Genomic DNA, 16,526 nt, shown 5'->3' on the forward strand with positions numbered 1-16,526 from the left:
GGGGCCTCCGACATCGAAAAGGGGGCCGCCGTAGCGACCCCCTTTTACGCATACCTACGTGCGCAAAGCCGACACCGCGGCGCGCACCTGGCGCGCACCTTATGTTGCCAGCGGCGCCATGGTTCCGGTGGCGATATCTGCGCGATCGCGGAACGCGTTGGCGCGCACCCGATCCTCTTCCACCTGGCGACGAGCCTTCGCGGTCTCTTCATACAGCGATGGCTGACCGTGGCTGGTGAGCACCTTCACAAGAACCGGCAACAGTTCGATCATGAAGAAGAGGGCAGCAATCATCCAGTGCGCAAAGCCTAGGGTCGGCTCTTTCTCGGAGAGGCTGTTGAGCGCGGTGATCTGGCTCAACAGCCCGCTCGCACCCGCGTTGCCAGAAGCCACCGCGTTCGTCCGCTCGTTGTAGGCCGCAAGCGCGGCATCGTACGTCGCCTGGGCCGTCGGCAGCTGTTCCTTCGCGGCCTCACGGTTGCGCTCTTCGTTCACGCTGGTGGCGCCAGCGCTGGACTCCTGCGCCGTCGTCAGTTCTTCGTTCGCAACGCGAAGGTCAGCAGCCAGCGCGTCGTACGTGGCCTGAGCCTCATCGAGCTGCGACTTCGCGGCGTCAGAGCTCGCGCCCTCGCCAGAAACTCCGGTGCAGCCTTCGACTTCGCCTGCGCCAACGCCGGTCAGCTCACACTGATAGATCGCCCGCGCCTGATCAATAACGCCCTGCTGCGTCGTCATTTGCGTCGTGATGCCGTCGATTTTCGCCTGCGCGGCGGTGAGCGTCGCAGAATCTGTCGTGGTTCCGGCGACCAAACCGGTCGCTGCCTGGTTTTCGAGTTCGCTCAGGCGGAGGGTGGCAGCGTCAAGCGCCTGCTTCTCGGGGCCCGTCGCGACAGCCTCCTGGTCGCCCTGCGCCTGCACAATGTTGGTGGCGTTGACCTCGCGCTCAATGTCGTTCGCGAAGATCTGTAGCACGAGCGGCTCGGCCACCACGACACCAATGATGGCCGCCATGATGACACGCGGCAGCGCGAGCGCAATGAGCTTGCCGATCTTGGTCGACGACTTCATGGTCGACGTCAAGAACCGGTCAAGGTTAAAGATGATCAGCGTCCACACGATCGCAAGCGGAATCGCCAACCAGACCGCAGCCTTCACGCCGGTCGTCAGCGCAAACAGCATCGAGACGCCCGAGAGCACCGCCGTGCCGAGAATGACGAAGAACATCTGCACAAAGCGGCTGGTCTCGGTCGGAACCTGATCGAGCACATAGCCGTCAGCACCGCCGAGAATCGCCATGCGGCGCATCGGCCGGCGCACCTTGCGCGGGCGCTCACTACGACGGGACGGAACCACGGGTTCCGCCTCGAAAGCGGCGACTGGTTGCGGCTCCGGGAGTTCCGGCTCTGTGTCGTGGGCCTCTAGCTGCGACTCTGGGGTCTCGGGTTCACTCACGTCTTCCGGATCACTCACGTCTTCCGGCTCGCTCACGCCTTCGGGCTCGCTCACGCCTTCGGAGTCGCGGATGCGACCGAATGGGTCGGTGGGGCCGTCAGCGTAGTAGGTGTCGACGCCGTCAGCTTCACGACGCTCGGCGTCGCGAATGTCTTGGATGTAGAGGGGTTCTTCGGGTTTCGGGTTGGTCACATCGAACTCAATTTGGCCATCGGAACCAAATCGTCCGGGCCGGTGTTCGGAATAGGACATCCCTCCAGACTACGAAGACACGGCTGTGCGAGAGGTGCAAGCGGCCTGGGTGCTGACCGAGTCGCAGCCATGCAGACCCTATGCTTGACGCTCCCACGAAAGCCCGGATAGCGTCGAATTATCCACCAAAGAGACGATGTGGTTTACCGCCTCGGCATGGCTCGACGCGTGCCTGGCACAGACTAGAGTCCTCCGCGTGGTTCCGCACGCTCCGCGCATTCCGCGCGTTCCGCACGTTCCGTGGTTCCGGTGCCTAAAGCGCGTCGGCGGCGACCTTGTCTTCTTCGGTCGCGACCAGCTGGCCGCATGCTCCGTCGATTTCTTTGCCGCGAGTGTCACGAATGGTCGTGGGAATGCCGGCGTCGTTGAGGCGGCGAACAAACTCGTTCTGCACGTCTTTTTCGCTTGAGGTCCAGACGGAACCAGGCGTCGGGTTGAGCGGAATCGGGTTGACGTGCACCCAGCCGCGGCCGCGCTCGTTGAGCTTCTGCGCCAGCAGGTCGGCGCGCCATGCGTGGTCGTTCATGTCTTTGATGAGCGCGTACTCGATCGACACACGGCGACCGGTTGCATCGAAGTAGGCGCGGGCGGCATCGAGCGCCTCGTCGACCTTCCAGCGGGAGTTGACCGGAATCAACTCATCGCGCAGCACGTCATCTGGCGCGTGCAGTGACAGCGCGAACGTGACGGGGATGTCTTCTTCTGCAAGCTTCTTGATCGCCGGAACCAGGCCGACGGTGGAGACCGTGATGCCGCGGGCGCTCATGCCGAGACCTTCTGGCTGCTTGCCAACGAAGGTGCGAACAGCCTGCATCACGCGGTTGTAGTTGGCGAGGGGTTCACCCATGCCCATGAAAACGATGTTGGAGACGCGCTCTTCTGAGTGATCGTCGCGGCGCTTGCCGCCGAGCTCACCGTTGGCGATGGCGCGGTTGGCACGCACCACCTGGTCGATGATTTCAGCCGCCGACATGTTGCGGGTGAGCCCCGCCTGGCCGGTGGCGCAGAACGGGCAGTTCATGCCGCAGCCGGCCTGCGATGAGATGCACAGGGTGATGCGACCGACGTAGCGCATCAGCACCGACTCGACGAGAGCGCCGTCATGCAGGCGCCACAAAAACTTGATCGTGTCGCCATTGTCCGTTTCAAGACGCCGCACTTCGGTGAGCAGCGGCGGCATGAGGCCGGCGACGAGCTCTTCGCGGTTTTCGGCCGGAAGGTCGGTCATATGCGCCGGATCCGAGGTGTAGTGCGTGAAGTAGTGGGTGTTGAGCTGCTTGGCGCGGAACCCCGGAAGCCCCAGCTCTTTGACTCGCTCGATCCGTTGTTCCGGAGTCAAATCTGCCCAGTGAACGGGCGGCTTGCCTCGCTTAGGGCTCGCGAATTGGAGCATCGGACGCCCTTCGGCGTCTTTCTTCTGCGACCATCCCTCGGTGCGGGGGCGGACCTGGCGCACGGGCGTCATCTCAGAGTTCATGGTTCCAGCGTACGGGTTGAGTGATGTATAGACGATGGGAGCGCGAAGGGGTGGGCGGATCGCTCCGCCCACCCCGTCTGCGTGAGTGTGACTACTTGATGATTGCCGAGCAGCCGAGCTCAGCACCTTCAGCGTCGTTGAGGCAGATCACGAGGTCTTCAGCGACAGCCTTGTCTTCGGGAACCTGGAAGGCCCACTGGAAGGAGTACGACTGGTTGGCGGTTGCCAGCGGAATTTCGTTCTCGCGCGGCGACACGGCCTCGTAGGCGACGGTCTCGTCAGAGGTCGAGCGCAGCACCGGCGCGACGTCGGTATCGACGAGGTCGGTCGAGGTCGACTTGGTGGCGGTGGTGGTGCTTACCCACACGTTGCCGGCCTCCGGCTCGCCCAGCGTGCCGATCACGGTCTCGTCAGCGACGACCGCAGACCATACCTGCATCGAGAGGTCGTCGGTTCCGAACGACTCGGTGAATGCTACGGGTGCGTCGAAGGACGAGGTGGCGATGGCCACGGTCTCCTTCGGAGCAGAGGTTTCCTTGGCATCGGTTGCCGCAGTGGTGGCGCAGCCGGTGAGGAGTGCCGCGGTGGCGGCGAGGGTCAGAATGCCAGAAACACGACGCTTCATGAAATTCCCTTCGGTTTCGTATGTTTTCAACCTTTAACAGTACTCGCGCACGGTTGTGCGAACCCTGAGTTTCACGGGTCTGCGTGGACCGTTACCGAAGGGAGATTCCTTGCTTCGGATTCGAAGGAAGAATCGGTGGAAAACGCGCGTGTTTGGGTAGGGGAATAGCATCGGCGGAACCACCGATGGGCTGGGCGGTGGGGTACCCGCAGGCTCCGTCGTCGGCTAGCGGCGCCACCAGGTGTCGTCGGGCGTCACCGGCAGGTGACGCTTGTGTTGCGAGCCGAGGTATTTAGCTTCGATCCGCTGCGCTGCCTGCGGCGCAATGGTTCCGCCTTCGAGGTACGTGTCGATGTCGACGTATGTGATGCCGAGCTCGTCTTCGTCGGGGCGGCCGGGGGTGCCGTCGAGCAAGTCCGCAGTGGGCTCCTTGTAGGCCAGGCGGTCGGGTGCGTTGAGCTCGAGGAGAAGGGAACGACCCTGACGCTTGTTGAGCCCGGCGAGCGGCAAGATGTCGGCGGCACCGTCACCAAATTTTGTGTAGAAGCCGGTGACAGCCTCGGCGGCGTGGTCAGTTCCGATGACGACGAGGCCATGCTGACCGGCGATCGCAAACTGCACGACCATGCGAGCACGCGCCTTGATGTTGCCCCGCTGGAAGTCGCTGATCTCATCGCCAGATTCTTCGATGCCGGCCTCGATGCCCTGAACTCCGGCCGCGATGTTCACCGTCAGCTCACGGTCGGCGCGGATGAAGTCGAGCGCCGCCTGCGCGTCAGCCTCGTCCTTCTGCACGTTGTAGGGCAGGCGAACCGCGATGAACTGCGCTTCGCCCCCTTCGGCGCGACGCCGTTCGACGGCCAACTGGGCGAGCCGGCCAGCCAACGTGGAGTCTTGACCGCCCGAAATTCCCAGCACGAACCCCTTCGCGCCGGATACCCGCAAATACTCCGCGAGAAACTCGGTGCGGCGTTCAATCTCCGAAACCGGGTCGATCGTCGGCTGCACTCCAAGGGCATCGATGATTTCCTGCTGAAGGGTCACGTCACTCTCCTTGTTTCATACTGATCTCGCCCTCCCAGTATGCCCCGCAGTCACGCCGCCCCACCGCGTATTTTGGTGCGCCGCCTCACCCACAGCCGTCAGCCGGCAGCCGTCAGCGTGCGGGTGGAACCTTCGCCACGGTTCCCGGGGGCGAGATCGTCACGGCTCACGGGGGCGAAGCCATCACGGCTCGCCGGGGTCGAGACCGTCATCGCTTCCGGGGTCAAGGCCGGAGGGAACGAACCGCAGCGTTGGCGTCGGAGTGTCGACGTAGCTGCGCCCGGTAGGGCTGGTCCATTGCAGCACACCGTTGCCGAGATGCGTGATCACCCACGCTGCGACATGCTTCATGACGTGATGCCTACGACAGAGTAACGCCAGGTTGTCGAGGTGAGTCTGACCACCGTCTGCGGCGGCATGACTATGGTCAGCGTCGCACCGGTGGGCTGGCTGGCGGCACCCGGGAAATCGACAATGCTCGTCACGCACTCGCAGCGCGCGGCGCAGGTCTTTGCCGGGCCGATACCGGTCAACCGCGAGCGCCGCGCCAGTGACAGGATGCGTCATGACGCGATCCCACCCGGATGCCGCCCCGAGCAGCCGCCGCGCGGTTCCGGCGTCGACGGGCCCTGATCCGACGAGTTCTGCTCCCCGCTCGGATACTCCCGCGGCCGTCAGCACCGGAACCATGACCTGAACATGCGCATGAATGGCCGCGAGACCGTCGCCGGATGCAATCGGGCCCCCGCCGAGCACGAGGTCACCCAGCACGTCGGCGCGGATCTCATCGCGACAGCGCTCATCGCCCACCTCGACCCCCTCCACCGCTTTAGCCATGGACGTGAGGCGGTCAAACATGCCGTGTGCGATGACGGCCGGCAGTACTGCGAGCAGTTCGGCCATGCCGTCTGGAAGATCGTGCACTTCAACTCGCCGCTCGCGTCGTGCGCGCTGATGCCGCTCGTTCACTCCCGCGTCGTGAACTTGCGCCGCGACGGCGGGCAAGATTGCGGCGAGCCGGCCGGGAGGTGTTTCTACAGCGCGCTCAATCGCGATCGTTTCGTAGGCGTCGCGGGCCTCGCCTGGGGGCACGCCATCGCTCGCCCTCAGGATCACATTGACGTGCGACGGTGTGATGCGCCCGGCGCGCAGGGCCTCGAAAGTCTGTGGGAACCCGTGCGTTACGTCCCACGCCTGCGACATGCGGCGCTGCACAGTGCGATCGCTGACCCGCAAAGCCGCGCCAATCTCTGCACTGGCGGTGCGAAGTGCCATCTCGCGATCGGTGATTGGCGACGACATAGACGCCGTCAACTGCTCCGCTTGTGCGAACACCGCAGCGTACAGCGACACCTCCATCGCCGCGAGGCCAGCCATAGCTGACTGAATCTCACGCAGCGCGTCGACCGCAAACAAGAACGCACCGACCGGATCAGCCGGCGAGTCATTGATGTTGTCGATGGTCATGGAACCATTCTTGCACAATTTTCGTAGATTTGTACTAGATTAACGCTATTCTCATAGAACAAATTTTCGAGGCACCGAAAGCAAGGGAAAGGAATGATGCAGAGGCAAGAAGCGCGACGAGGAAGGCGCGCAAAAAGCGAAACGGCCAGCGGCTGACCCCTAGAGGGGTAGCCACTGACCGTTTCGCGCCGCAACCGATGTACGGGAGTCGCCAACTCCCCGTGAGATCGCGTTCTACCCGACTAATCCAAGAAGATGTCGGGGAACAGGCGGTTGTCGGGGGTGCCGGGCACGGCGGCGTATCCCGAGAAGTCGGTGATGCCCTCCTCTGCCAGCACGTCTTCGACGATGTAGGTGTTGCCGGTGGCCTCGCGTGACGAGCGGTTGAGCACCGCGTAGGCGGCGTCGGCGTAGATCTCGGGGGTGCGTGACGCAGCCATCACCTTGTCGCCGCCCAGCAGGTTCTGCACGGCAGCGGTGGCGATGGTGGTGCGCGGCCACAGCGTGTTAGCGGCGATTCCTTCACCGGCGAACTCGGCGGCCATGCCGAGGGTTGCCATCGTCATGCCATATTTCGCCATCGTGTACGCGGTGTGAGCGCCAAGCCACTTGGGCGTGACGTTCAGCGGCGGTGACAGGGAGAGAATGTGCGGGTTGCTGGCCTCACGCAGAATCGGAATCGCGGCGCGCGACAGCATGAAGGTTCCGCGCACGTTGACGTCTTGCATCAGGTCGTACTTCTTCGCGGCGATGTCTGCCGAACCCGTCAGATCAATAACGCTCGCGTTGTTCACGACGATGTCAATGGCACCAAACTCGCCGCGTGTTTTCAGCACGGCGTGAGTGATGTCATCGTCGTTGCGCACGTCGCCGACGATCGGCAGGGCGTTGCCGCCCGCGGCGGTGATGGCCTCGGCGGCCGTGTAGATCGTGCCTTCGAGGGAGGGGTGCGGGGTGTCAGTCTTGGCGAGGAGCGCAATGTTGGCGCCATCGGCGGCCGCACGAAGCGCGATCGCGAGGCCGATGCCGCGGCTACCGCCTGACATGAGGATGGTTTTTCCGGCGAGTGACATTACGGTGCCTTTCGTGCAGAGCGGTCAGCGAACGCCCGCACGCGAGCCTGAGCTTCAGGCGTTCGCAGTGCGGCATCAATGGAACGGGCTTCTTCGGCGAGCTGATCGGCGAAGGTACGGGACGGCTGCGAGCGGATCAGTCGTTTTGCCTGGCCATAAGCGCCGGAAGCGCCGGCCAACCACGATTGTGCGACCTCTTCGGCGCGGCTGATGACGTCGTCGCCAGCAACAACCTCAGCCACGAGCCCCCAATCCAGCGCCTGCTGCGCGGAGAGCATCCGGTCAGACAGCACGAGCTGGAGCGCCCGCCGCTCCCCGACAGCCTTCGCCAAGCTCGCCGTGACCGAAAGGTCAGGGGTGAGGCCGACGTTGGCGTAGAGGCTTCCGATCTTGGAGTCTTCTCCGACAACCGCGTAGTCGCTGGCGAGCAAGATTCCGAGTCCGCCGCCAGCCGTGGTTCCGTGCGCCGCGGCGACGACCGGAACCGACGACTGCACGAGGGCGAGAATGCCCGAGTTGATGGTGTGGGCGAGTTCTTCAATCGTGAAGTCGCTCATGCCGTGTGCCATCGCGAGCACGTCGCCACCGGCGCAGAACGACGGACCGGCGGCGTCAATGAGGATCGCATGAACGTCGTCGCGTGATGTTGCCTCGATCGTCGCATCGGCCCAGGCGTGAGCCATGGACTGTTCGAACGCGTTCATGCGAGCGGGGCGGTTCAGCGTGATCCGCGCCAGCCCGTCAGAAATCGACAGCAGAATGGGGGATTCGCTCATTTTGGTGCCATTCGAATTGCGCCATCGAGACGAATGGTTTCGCCATTGAGGTAGCCGTTGTCGACGATGTGCGCGACGAGCGCCGCGAATTCGTCGGGCCTGCCGAGGCGGGCGGGATACGGAACCTGCTGGCCGAGCGAATCCTGTGCCGGCTGCGGGAGGCCGGCGAGCATCGGGGTCTCCATGATGCCGGGGGCAATGGTGCACACCCGAATGCCGTAGCGGGCGAGTTCGCGCGCGACGGGCAGGGTCATTGCTGCCACGCCACCCTTGGAAGCGGCGTAGGCGGGCTGGCCGATCTGGCCGTCAAAGGCGGCAACCGATGCAGTGTTAACGATGACGCCGCGGTCGTCCGTTCCGGTGTTCTTGGCCATCACCGCGGCCGCCTGCGACAGCACGTTGTAGGTTCCGATGAGGTTGATCTGAATGACTTTCGCGAAGTCGGCGAGCGCGCCGGGGTTGCCCTCGCGGTCCAACACCTTGGCTGGCGGCGCGATGCCGGCGCAGTTCACCACAACCCGCAGCTGGCCGTGCTTTGCCGCCTCGGCGACCGCGTGTGCGACCTGATCCGGGTTGGTGACATCGGCTGCCACGAAGTATCCGCCCAGCGACTGGGCTACTTCGGCACCGGGAGACGACTCCAGGTCGACAATGGTCACGACAGCACCCGCTGCCGTCAGTCGCTTGGCCGTTGCCAGTCCGAGGCCACTGGCCCCACCAGTCACCAGCGCACTTGCGCCTGCGATATCCATAGCTCTCCTTCGAACTGTTCAATCCTGCACCCGCAGCTTTGGCGGGCGCGCCCGCGTGAAATGGGGCGGGCACCTGGCGAGGCTCCTGCGAGGAGCGACACCGAGTGTCAGCCTACGCGGCACTGAGGCTCGGCGGCATCTCGAGATGTCGAAACATCACATGCGCGGCAGAATTGTGCGCTCCATCGCTGTTGATACGTGACAGCACATCGCGCGCCACGATTCCGGAACCATCAGCGGAGGCGTCTGCCGCCGCAGCCACAAAAGTGGTTGAGTGGGCGCATGCAACTGCTCCTCAAGCGCGTGTATGACCCGGCAGAACCGACCGACGGATTTCGGGTGCTCGTCGATCGGTTATGGCCGCGCGGAGTCTCCAAGGAGCGTGCCGCGATTGACCTGTGGGCAAAAGACGTCACGCCCAGCACCGAACTGCGCAAGGCCTGGCACGCCGCGAGCGCTGACGAATGGAACAAGTACGCGGTCGAGTATCGTCACCAGCTCGAACATGAGAGCGCACCGGCCGTTGCGCAGCTGCGCGAGACCCTGGCGCCTCACGCGATCGTGACGCTGGTGTACGCATCGCACGACACCGTGCACAACCATGTGCGGGTACTCATGGAGGTACTCAGCGAATGAGTATCCCAACGGGCGACGTTCCGATTGGCGCCACCGTGCTCGCGCTCGCCGAAGGCGCAACGCTCACACCCGTGTGGGCCAATGAAATCGGCGGCTTCACATTTCGCGCACAACGCGCCGACGGAACCACGCGCTACATCAAGTACGGCCCACACAACGCTGAAGTGTCGATGTTCGACGAAGCCGAGCGGCTGAGCTGGGCGAACCAGTACCTGCGGGTGCCCGTCGTCGTGCAAGTCGGTGCCGATCACACCCACGAATGGCTGGTCACTGAGGCGATCGATGGAGCCTCGGCCGTTGATCCTCGCTGGATCGCGGAACCACGAACGGCGGTGACAGCGATTGGGCGCGGATTGCGGCGGCTACACGACGCGCTTCCGGTGAGCGAGTGTGCGTGGTTGTGGGATCCGTACAGTCGAATCGCCGGAGCAGAGGCGCGTGGGCTCACGGTGCCGGATCGCCTGCGCACCCCACCATCGGACGACGTGCTCGTTGTCTGCCACGGCGACGCCTGCGCGCCCAATACGTTGCTCGACGACGCTGGCAATCCGATCGCGCATGTCGACTTCGGCGCCCTCGGCCTGGGCGATCGTTGGTCAGATATTGCCGTCGCGAGCATGAGCACGGAGTGGAACTACGGTCCCGGCTACGAAGACCTCCTCATCGAGGCGTATGGCGTTGAACCTGACCGCGATCGACTCGCCTACTACCGCGACCTGTGGAACGCGACGTAACCGCGCCGCGATCCGTCCCGGAGCCCCACGCAACCCCCGAACCGCCCGCCTACGCAGCGATGGCGAACACGAAATTCCAGGCGCCGGTTGCCACGGCGACCCCAATGGCTACGCCTGAGATCAGCCCGCACACGACAATCAACATCGCGTCTCGCCGGTCAAACGGCGCGATTCGGGCGTAGCTGCGGCGCACCCCTGGCACCCCGAAGCCGCGCGCCTCCATGGCGGTCGACAGCGTGGTTCCGCGGCGAATCGCCAGCACAAACAGGGCGAAGGCGGAACCAAAGAATCGGCGAATGCGCCCGTGGTCGGCAACACCGCGAGCGCGCCGAGCAAGCGCGAGCGAGCGCGCGTCGTTGGCAAGCAGCCCGAGAAGGCGCATCGCCGCGAGCGCGCCCATCACAAAACGCGGGGAGAGGTGCAGCTTCTGAATGAGCCCGTCTGCCAAATCAGTCGGATCGATCGTGGCGAACATCGCAATCGAGGGCAATCCCACCGCAAGCAGGCGCAGCGCAGACGCCGCAGCGAGGTGAAGTGACCCCTCAGAAACCCGCATCACGCCCCATTCGAACAGAATCGCACCGCTCGCGACGCCATAGAGCGACACCGTGATGAAAACCGAGGGTGCCGCCACCCAAATCGGGAGAGTGCGGAAGAAGAACTCCCGCGGCGTGAGCCCCGACAGCAGGATGATCGCCAGGCCGAGCACCAGCCCAACGCTCGCCGAGACGAGGTCGACCGTCAGCACGAGCGGCACCGACAGTGCCAGCGCGCCACCCAGCTTCGCGAGCGCACTGCGCGACACGATCGGGCCACTGCGCGTGCGCGGCGAATCCAACACCCCGGCCTTCATACGCCCACCGCAAACTGTCGCGCGTGAAGCGCCCTCGGCACCACTTCGTCATGCGTGACGACCACCAACGCGTGACCGGCATCACGAAGCTCGGCCATGAGAGCCACCAACTCAGACCACGTCACGGCATCCTGGCCAAACGTCGGCTCATCAAGCACGAGCACCCGCGGCCGGGTCGCCAGCATCGCGCCCACCGTGAGCCGGCGCTGCTCCCCGCCCGACAGGGTGTACGGGTTTGCCGCCGCCACATGCGCGAGCCGCAACCGCACCAGCAGCTCCTCAACGCGCGCATCGACCTCGTCGGCGCCCATCCCCAACGCCCGCGGGCCCACCGCAATCTCGTCGCGCACCGTGCGCGCAATGAGCTGATGCTCCGGTTCTTGCAGCACGGTTCCGATGCGCGTCAGCAACTGTCGCGACGTCCACCGAAACGGATCGCGCTGAGGCAAGCCTGCGAGTTCTTCGCTGGCGCGAACGGAACCAGCATGAGCGGGAATGAGGCCAGCGAGCGTGAGGCCGAGGGTTGATTTGCCAGCGCCATTCGGGCCGACAATTCCGATCACCTCACCGGCGTGCACTGCGAGGTCAAACGGCCCGGCGACGGGGTTCTTTTTCACACGCGCCACCTCGAGCTCGGTGGCCTCAAGCAACACACCACCGGAGTTTGAAGCGGGCGGCGGCGGCGTGATCGGTGGGTGATGAGGAACCCACACGCCCGCGGCGGCAAGCTCAGCGCCGCGCTCCTGCAACACCGAATACGGGGCACCATCGGCAACAACGCCCTCTGGCCCGAGCACGATCACGCGGGTCACAATGTCAAGCCACACCTCGGTGCGATGCTCCACAATGACGAGCGTTGCGCCCGTGCGCTCGACGGTGCGCAGCGTTGCCTCGCGCACCTCGCGCACGCCCGCGGGGTCAAGATTCGCCGTCGGCTCATCGAGCAGAATCGCGCCCGGCTGCATGGCGAGCACCCCGGCCAGCGCGAGGCGCTGCTTCTGGCCACCCGAGAGGGCGGCCGTCGAACGGTCATGGTCGACGTCGAGCCCCACCGCATCCAGCGCCATCTCAACGCGAGGCAACATCTCATCGCGCGGCACGCCCAGGTTTTCCATGCCGAAAGCGACATCGTCGCCCACCCGCGACAGCACGGCCTGCGTATCAGGGTCTTGCAGCACGAGCCCCACCCGGCCCCGCTGAGACGCAACCGGCGCGCCATCAACGGTCATGGTTCCGCGCGACTCGCCCTCATCGTCGGCGAGCACCCCGGCAAACGCATGCAGCAGCGTCGATTTGCCGGAGCCACTCGCTCCCAACAACAGCACCCGCTCGCCGGGCTCAATCACGAACGTGGCGTCGGCGACCGCCCACTTTTGGCGGGTCGAGTACCGCCAACCCCACGCTCGCGTTTCGAGACGAACGGCCATCAGACGCGCTTGGAAACCTCGCGCCCCGCGGCGAATCGACTTAGCGCTCCGGCCTTCGCGAGACCCTTCATGATGAACCAGGAACCAAGGCCCGCGATGACGGCGCCGGAGATGGTCGTGCAGGTGATGTAGGTCGCGGCGAAGGCGTTATCGAGCGCGCCGTACCAGAGGAAGCGGTCCAAGATTCCGCCCGCAAGGCCCGCGCCGGCGCCCGCGAGCACCGCAATCGGCAGCTTGTAGACGCGGTACAGCACGATGAGGAAGACGAGCTCGGCACCAAGGCCCTGAACGAGTCCGGAAACCAGGGTGAGTGCCTGCCACTGGTTGCCTGCCAGCGCCGAAATCGACGCCGCCACCATCTCGGCAAACAGGGCGGCACCGGGCTTTCGCACGATGAGCCCAGCGAGCACGCCGGCGATCAGCCAGGGGCCGGCCAGCAGACCCTGAAGGCCCGGAAGCAGCGGCTTGAGCAGGCCAGACGGAACCTCATACGCAAAGTTCCAGACGATGAAGAGCACCGCGCACGCAACGGCGATAATGCTCGCCATCACGATGTCAACGACTCGCCACTTCCAAACGGATGCGGTGAGAACGCGGTCTTCGGTAGACAAAAGGGCAGACGAAGTCATTTGATTCCTTCCTTCGCTGGCATGATCCAGATCAGGTTCGACGGTCGAAGCGTTTTCGCTTCCTCTCAGCCCGGCACGCACCGGACTCCCGTGGGTTTGAACTGAGTATAACCACGAACGGAGATTCACAGCCCGACGCGGTAAGTTGGGCGAGTGACTCAACTCGCCGATCCTGATGCGCCCGAACAGCGCTCGACCACCGAGAAGCCGGTGCTGCCGTGGGTGACGGCTGAGTGGCTGACGAGTCGCCACACGCAGAGCTTTCCCGAGCCGGATTCACTGGATCTCCTTCCCGAGAAGCCGCTGAAGCGCGGTATCAGCCGCGTATTGGTTCCGGCCGCCATCCTGGTGGGCCTCGGCGCGAGCTACGTGGCCGCGACACTATTTTTTCCGCTCACGAACCTCGCGCCCAACGTCACCAAAACCCCGGTTACCGTCACCGCGGCGGCGCCAGCACTCCCCTCGTGGCCGATCGAAGGCGCCGCGGGCGTTGGCGTTCAAGGCATGGGAAGCATCTCAAGCACCTTCGAGCAGGAGTCGATGGCCAGCATCACCAAGGTGATCACCGCCATGGTGATTCTGGAGGCGCTGCCGCTGAACCCCGGCGAGCAGGGCCCCGAGTATTACTTCACGCAGGCCGACAGTAATCTCTACTGGGACTATCTGCGCAACAACGAGTCGGCTCTCGACGTTCCGGTCGACGGCACGCTCACCGAATACCAACTGCTTCAGGGCATCTTGATGGGGTCGGCTGGCAACTACACTGACTTCCTCGCCGAGCAGATCTGGAGCAGCGATGAAGAATATGCCGCTGCGGCTATGGAGTGGCTGAACCGCAACGGCATCACCGGAATCACGGTGGTCGAGCCCACCGGAATCAACCCGGCGAACTCCGCTGTACCTGGTTCCCTCTCCCGCCTCGCGGAGGTAGCCCTCCAGCACCCGGTATTCGCCGAAATTGTCGCAACCCCCGTGGCAGAGATTCCCGGCAACGTCGAGCCGGTGACCAACACGAACAACCTGCTCGCCGACCCCGGAGTCATCGGAGTCAAGACCGGCTCGCTCGAAGGCTTCAACCTGCTGACCGCGAAAGACGTGGTGATTGACGGAACCACGGTGCGGCTGACGGCATCGGTGATCAACCAGTTCGACCCCGAAACCCGAGACGCCGAGACGCGCCGGCTGCTGGCCGACCTCGAAGTCGCCCTCGCCCCCATCAACGCCGTACCCGCCGGCACGCCGGTCGGCAACGTCGCAACGGTGTGGGGCGTGCAGGCAGAGCTGCGAACGGCCACCGACTCCACCCTGCTGCTGTGGAACGGCGCCGGCGGAACCACCGAATCAACGCTCGAACTAGGCGAAGACTGGAACAAGGGCGGCAACGCCGGCTCCCTCACCGTGACCGGCCCGCTCAATGAGCGCATCACCGACGTTGAACTCGCCAGCGAATTGCACGGCCCCTCCGCCTGGTGGCGTCTCACCCACCCCCTCGAACTCTGGGGCCTCGTCTAGCGGCACCCCGTGGTTCCGGTGCCGTGTCTGTGATTCTGGTGTCCGTGTCTGTGATTCTGGTGCCTGTGGTTCCCGAGGTTCCAGCCCCGCGGTTCCGGCTTCGCGCAACGCGAGAGCAGGAGATTACGCCGAGAGACGGACAATATCGGCGAAATCTCCTTCTCCGGCGTTATTCTCCTGCTCCCCCGTATCAGCCCTGACCCAGGCCAGGGGCCCAGCCTCGCTAGAGGGCGCCGCGCAGCAGGGTGTCGCGCTGCTCGGCGAACAGGTCGGGTCGCCAGCTGGTGATTCCCGTCACGGTGATGGACGCGATGCCATCGCCGTCGCGCTCGACGCGCATGACCTCGCCCGCGTCGGCGAAGCCGTCTTCTGGCACGGCACGCAGCGCGCCATCGTTGTTAGCGTGCATCACGGTCATCGCGCCGGCGGGGTCAACGGCCGCAGGCGAGAGCTGCAGCGTCACGCCAGGCAGCGGAACCACACTGGTTGCGCCCCACAGCGCCCAGAAGGTTCCGTAGACATCGGCGACATCGTCACCATCTGACCTCGCCACCTCGTGCGCGGCCGCGTCGAGCAAACGAATGATCGCGGTGGCCCAGTCGCTCGCCTTGCCGTCGATGCGGTTGGTGAGCACGCTCACCGCCAACCCGGTCTTCGGGTCGCCCCAGGTCTGCGTGATGTGACCGGGGAAGCCGCCCGAGTGCCCGATCACGTGCCGCTTGCCGATCGCACGCTGAATCCAACCGAGACCGTAGAAGCGCGTCAATCCGTTCTTGGTGATCGTAGATTCCTTGCGCTGCATAAGTCGCTTGGCATCATCGCTCAGAAAGAGTCCAGTGCCGAGGGCGTGCGCACTGACCCACGCCGAAATCGTCTCTGCATTCGCCCAGAAACCCGTCGCTGCCGCCTGCGCGCGGGTATCGACGGGCGCGACCACCGGCGGCACCGCCTCGGCCTCCCCGTCGCGCCAATAGCCGAGCGGCGCGACGTGCCCAGACACAATGGCGACGTCTGCCCCGACACCCGAATCGGGCCCGATCGTTGCGGCATCGCCCATGTATTCACTCAGCACCGGAACCACGTCAAGCGCCACATCGTTGAAGTCGCGCGACGTGACGGATTCAATGATGAGACCGAGCAGGCTGTAGGCCAGATTCGAGTAGTGGAAGTGCTCATTAGCGGCATAGACGCTGTCATGCTGCAGCTCGGCGATCAGTTCATTCCGATTGGGGAATAGGCTCTTGCGCTGCCACCAGTTGGCGTCGGTGCCATCACGCTCAACGCCCGCCTGGTGGCCGAGCAGCGCGCGCACCGTGCGTGAAGCGACGGGCGCATTGGCAAGCTCGGGCACGAGAGATGCCACGGTGGCATCCAGGCTCAGCTCACCGCGTTCGACCAGCTGCATAATCAGTGTCGCGGTGAAGGTCTTGGAGTGCGAGGCGATACGAAACGCGTGACCCGTCGTGACGGGCTCCCGCGTCGCGGTGTCTGCAACCCCGGAGGCGTAGCTGAATAGCAGCTCGGGCCCGCGTCGCACCGCAACCTGCACGGCAGGCACACCCGACATCACCCGCTGAGTGTCGATCCACTCTCGAAGAAATGGTTCCAGTCGGGGGAGAACGGCGACAACGGCGTCATCAGTGCGGGTCATGGGATTAGCAAATCACATGCACGACCGGGGTGCGAACGGGCAGCCGAGGCACGCGCAGCCAGTGCACACGCAGTCGAGGCACAGCTCGCTTCAACTCGCCACGCTCGCGCAACGAGCGCGGCTGTTCCACGTGAAACGTCCCGCCCGGAATGCTCCGAGCGGGACG

Annotated in this window: 15 protein-coding genes and 1 riboswitch; of the genes, 3 read left to right on the plus strand and 12 right to left on the minus strand. The window is 64.6% G+C overall.

Translation table 11 applies throughout. The annotated features are described in order from the left end of the window. Positions 1–99: 99 nt before the first annotated feature. The 8 genes from FVP60_RS06165 to FVP60_RS06200 all read right to left on the minus strand — a co-directional run bounded on the left by FVP60_RS06165 (position 100) and on the right by FVP60_RS06200 (position 8,918). Complete coding sequence (locus FVP60_RS06165; RefSeq protein ID WP_147825332.1) at positions 100–1,704, minus strand: DUF4407 domain-containing protein; 1,605 nt, start codon at positions 1,702–1,704, stop codon at positions 100–102. A gap of 253 nt (positions 1,705–1,957) precedes the next feature. Next, positions 1,958–3,181, minus strand: coding sequence for a dual-specificity RNA methyltransferase RlmN (rlmN, locus tag FVP60_RS06170; RefSeq protein WP_147825333.1), 1,224 nt, complete (start codon positions 3,179–3,181; stop codon positions 1,958–1,960). A gap of 91 nt (positions 3,182–3,272) precedes the next feature. Further along, positions 3,273–3,806 (minus strand): hypothetical protein, encoded by a 534-nt coding sequence (locus FVP60_RS06175; RefSeq protein WP_147825334.1) that lies wholly within the window; start codon positions 3,804–3,806, stop codon positions 3,273–3,275. Positions 3,807–4,031: 225 nt separating this feature from the next. After that, on the minus strand, positions 4,032–4,850 hold the full coding sequence (gene nadE, locus FVP60_RS06180; protein ID WP_147825335.1) for an ammonia-dependent NAD(+) synthetase: 819 nt from the start codon (positions 4,848–4,850) through the stop codon (positions 4,032–4,034). Between the two features lie 183 nt (positions 4,851–5,033). After that, the gene (locus FVP60_RS06185) at positions 5,034–6,317 is read right to left on the minus strand and encodes an HNH endonuclease signature motif containing protein (RefSeq protein ID WP_147825336.1); all 1,284 of its coding nucleotides are present in this window, start codon (positions 6,315–6,317) and stop codon (positions 5,034–5,036) included. 242 nt (positions 6,318–6,559) lie between these two features. Then, positions 6,560–7,390, minus strand: coding sequence for an SDR family oxidoreductase (locus FVP60_RS06190; RefSeq protein WP_147825337.1), 831 nt, complete (start codon positions 7,388–7,390; stop codon positions 6,560–6,562). Then, positions 7,390–8,166 carry an enoyl-CoA hydratase/isomerase family protein gene (locus tag FVP60_RS06195; RefSeq protein WP_147825338.1) on the minus strand — a complete coding sequence of 259 codons (777 nt, stop codon included), beginning with the start codon at positions 8,164–8,166 and terminating at the stop codon, positions 7,390–7,392. The genes FVP60_RS06190 and FVP60_RS06195 overlap by 1 nt, the downstream gene beginning before the upstream one ends. After that, entirely contained in the window at positions 8,163–8,918 is a 756-nt protein-coding gene (locus FVP60_RS06200; protein ID WP_147825339.1) for an SDR family NAD(P)-dependent oxidoreductase, read from the minus strand. Before FVP60_RS06200 ends, FVP60_RS06195 begins: the two co-directional genes overlap by 4 nt. 282 nt (positions 8,919–9,200) lie before the next feature. Here FVP60_RS06200 and FVP60_RS06205 point away from each other — a divergent pair, with 282 nt between their 5' ends. Further along, the gene (locus tag FVP60_RS06205; RefSeq protein WP_187240578.1) at positions 9,201–9,554 is read left to right on the plus strand and encodes a DUF488 domain-containing protein; all 354 of its coding nucleotides are present in this window, start codon (positions 9,201–9,203) and stop codon (positions 9,552–9,554) included. After that, positions 9,551–10,288, plus strand: a complete 738-nt coding sequence (locus FVP60_RS06210; protein WP_147825340.1) for an aminoglycoside 3'-phosphotransferase — start codon at positions 9,551–9,553, stop codon at positions 10,286–10,288. The genes FVP60_RS06205 and FVP60_RS06210 overlap by 4 nt, the downstream gene beginning before the upstream one ends. A 49-nt stretch (positions 10,289–10,337) precedes the next feature. On the opposite strand, the gene FVP60_RS06215 is transcribed toward FVP60_RS06210, so the two are convergent. The 3 genes from FVP60_RS06215 to FVP60_RS06225 all read right to left on the minus strand — a co-directional run bounded on the left by FVP60_RS06215 (position 10,338) and on the right by FVP60_RS06225 (position 13,197). Further along, positions 10,338–11,129, minus strand: coding sequence for an energy-coupling factor transporter transmembrane component T family protein (locus FVP60_RS06215; protein ID WP_246132472.1), 792 nt, complete (start codon positions 11,127–11,129; stop codon positions 10,338–10,340). Between the two features lie 8 nt (positions 11,130–11,137). Then, on the minus strand, positions 11,138–12,568 hold the full coding sequence (locus FVP60_RS06220; RefSeq protein WP_147825342.1) for an ABC transporter ATP-binding protein: 1,431 nt from the start codon (positions 12,566–12,568) through the stop codon (positions 11,138–11,140). After that, positions 12,568–13,197 (minus strand): ECF transporter S component, encoded by a 630-nt coding sequence (locus FVP60_RS06225; RefSeq protein WP_147825343.1) that lies wholly within the window; start codon positions 13,195–13,197, stop codon positions 12,568–12,570. The genes FVP60_RS06220 and FVP60_RS06225 overlap by 1 nt, the downstream gene beginning before the upstream one ends. Further along, a riboswitch (TPP riboswitch) is annotated at positions 13,189–13,299 on the minus strand. Its footprint overlaps the gene before it by 9 nt. Positions 13,300–13,350: 51 nt before the next feature. On the opposite strand from FVP60_RS06225, the gene FVP60_RS06230 reads away from it, so the two are divergent. Next, a complete protein-coding gene (locus tag FVP60_RS06230; RefSeq protein ID WP_147825344.1) occupies positions 13,351–14,709 on the plus strand; it encodes a D-alanyl-D-alanine carboxypeptidase family protein in 1,359 nt (452 codons plus the stop codon). Positions 14,710–14,932: 223 nt separating this feature from the next. Here FVP60_RS06230 and FVP60_RS06235 read toward each other — a convergent pair whose 3' ends face one another. Then, complete coding sequence (locus FVP60_RS06235; RefSeq protein WP_147825345.1) at positions 14,933–16,360, minus strand: serine hydrolase domain-containing protein; 1,428 nt, start codon at positions 16,358–16,360, stop codon at positions 14,933–14,935. Positions 16,361–16,526 lie beyond the last annotated feature (166 nt).

Origin of the sequence: Microbacterium mitrae (assembly GCF_008017445.1) — a bacterium.
Taxonomy (GTDB): domain Bacteria; phylum Actinomycetota; class Actinomycetes; order Actinomycetales; family Microbacteriaceae; genus Microbacterium; species Microbacterium mitrae.

Bases quoted from the DNA above. Each gene is read 5' to 3' on its own strand.
- FVP60_RS06220 (WP_147825342.1), bottom strand. From the start codon at position 12,568: ATGGCCGTTCGTCTCGAAACGCGAGCGTGGGGTTGGCGGTACTCGACC.
- FVP60_RS06195 (WP_147825338.1), bottom strand. From the start codon at position 8,166: ATGAGCGAATCCCCCATTCTGCTGTCGATTTCTGACGGGCTGGCGCGG.
- FVP60_RS06175 (WP_147825334.1), bottom strand. From the start codon at position 3,806: ATGAAGCGTCGTGTTTCTGGCATTCTGACCCTCGCCGCCACCGCGGCA.
- FVP60_RS06190 (WP_147825337.1), bottom strand. From the start codon at position 7,390: ATGTCACTCGCCGGAAAAACCATCCTCATGTCAGGCGGTAGCCGCGGC.
- FVP60_RS06210 (WP_147825340.1), top strand. From the start codon at position 9,551: ATGAGTATCCCAACGGGCGACGTTCCGATTGGCGCCACCGTGCTCGCG.
- FVP60_RS06200 (WP_147825339.1), bottom strand. From the start codon at position 8,918: ATGGATATCGCAGGCGCAAGTGCGCTGGTGACTGGTGGGGCCAGTGGC.
- FVP60_RS06235 (WP_147825345.1), bottom strand. From the start codon at position 16,360: ATGACCCGCACTGATGACGCCGTTGTCGCCGTTCTCCCCCGACTGGAA.
- FVP60_RS06225 (WP_147825343.1), bottom strand. From the start codon at position 13,197: ATGACTTCGTCTGCCCTTTTGTCTACCGAAGACCGCGTTCTCACCGCA.
- rlmN (WP_147825333.1), bottom strand. From the start codon at position 3,181: ATGAACTCTGAGATGACGCCCGTGCGCCAGGTCCGCCCCCGCACCGAG.
- FVP60_RS06205 (WP_187240578.1), top strand. From the start codon at position 9,201: ATGCAACTGCTCCTCAAGCGCGTGTATGACCCGGCAGAACCGACCGAC.
- FVP60_RS06165 (WP_147825332.1), bottom strand. From the start codon at position 1,704: ATGTCCTATTCCGAACACCGGCCCGGACGATTTGGTTCCGATGGCCAA.
- FVP60_RS06185 (WP_147825336.1), bottom strand. From the start codon at position 6,317: ATGACCATCGACAACATCAATGACTCGCCGGCTGATCCGGTCGGTGCG.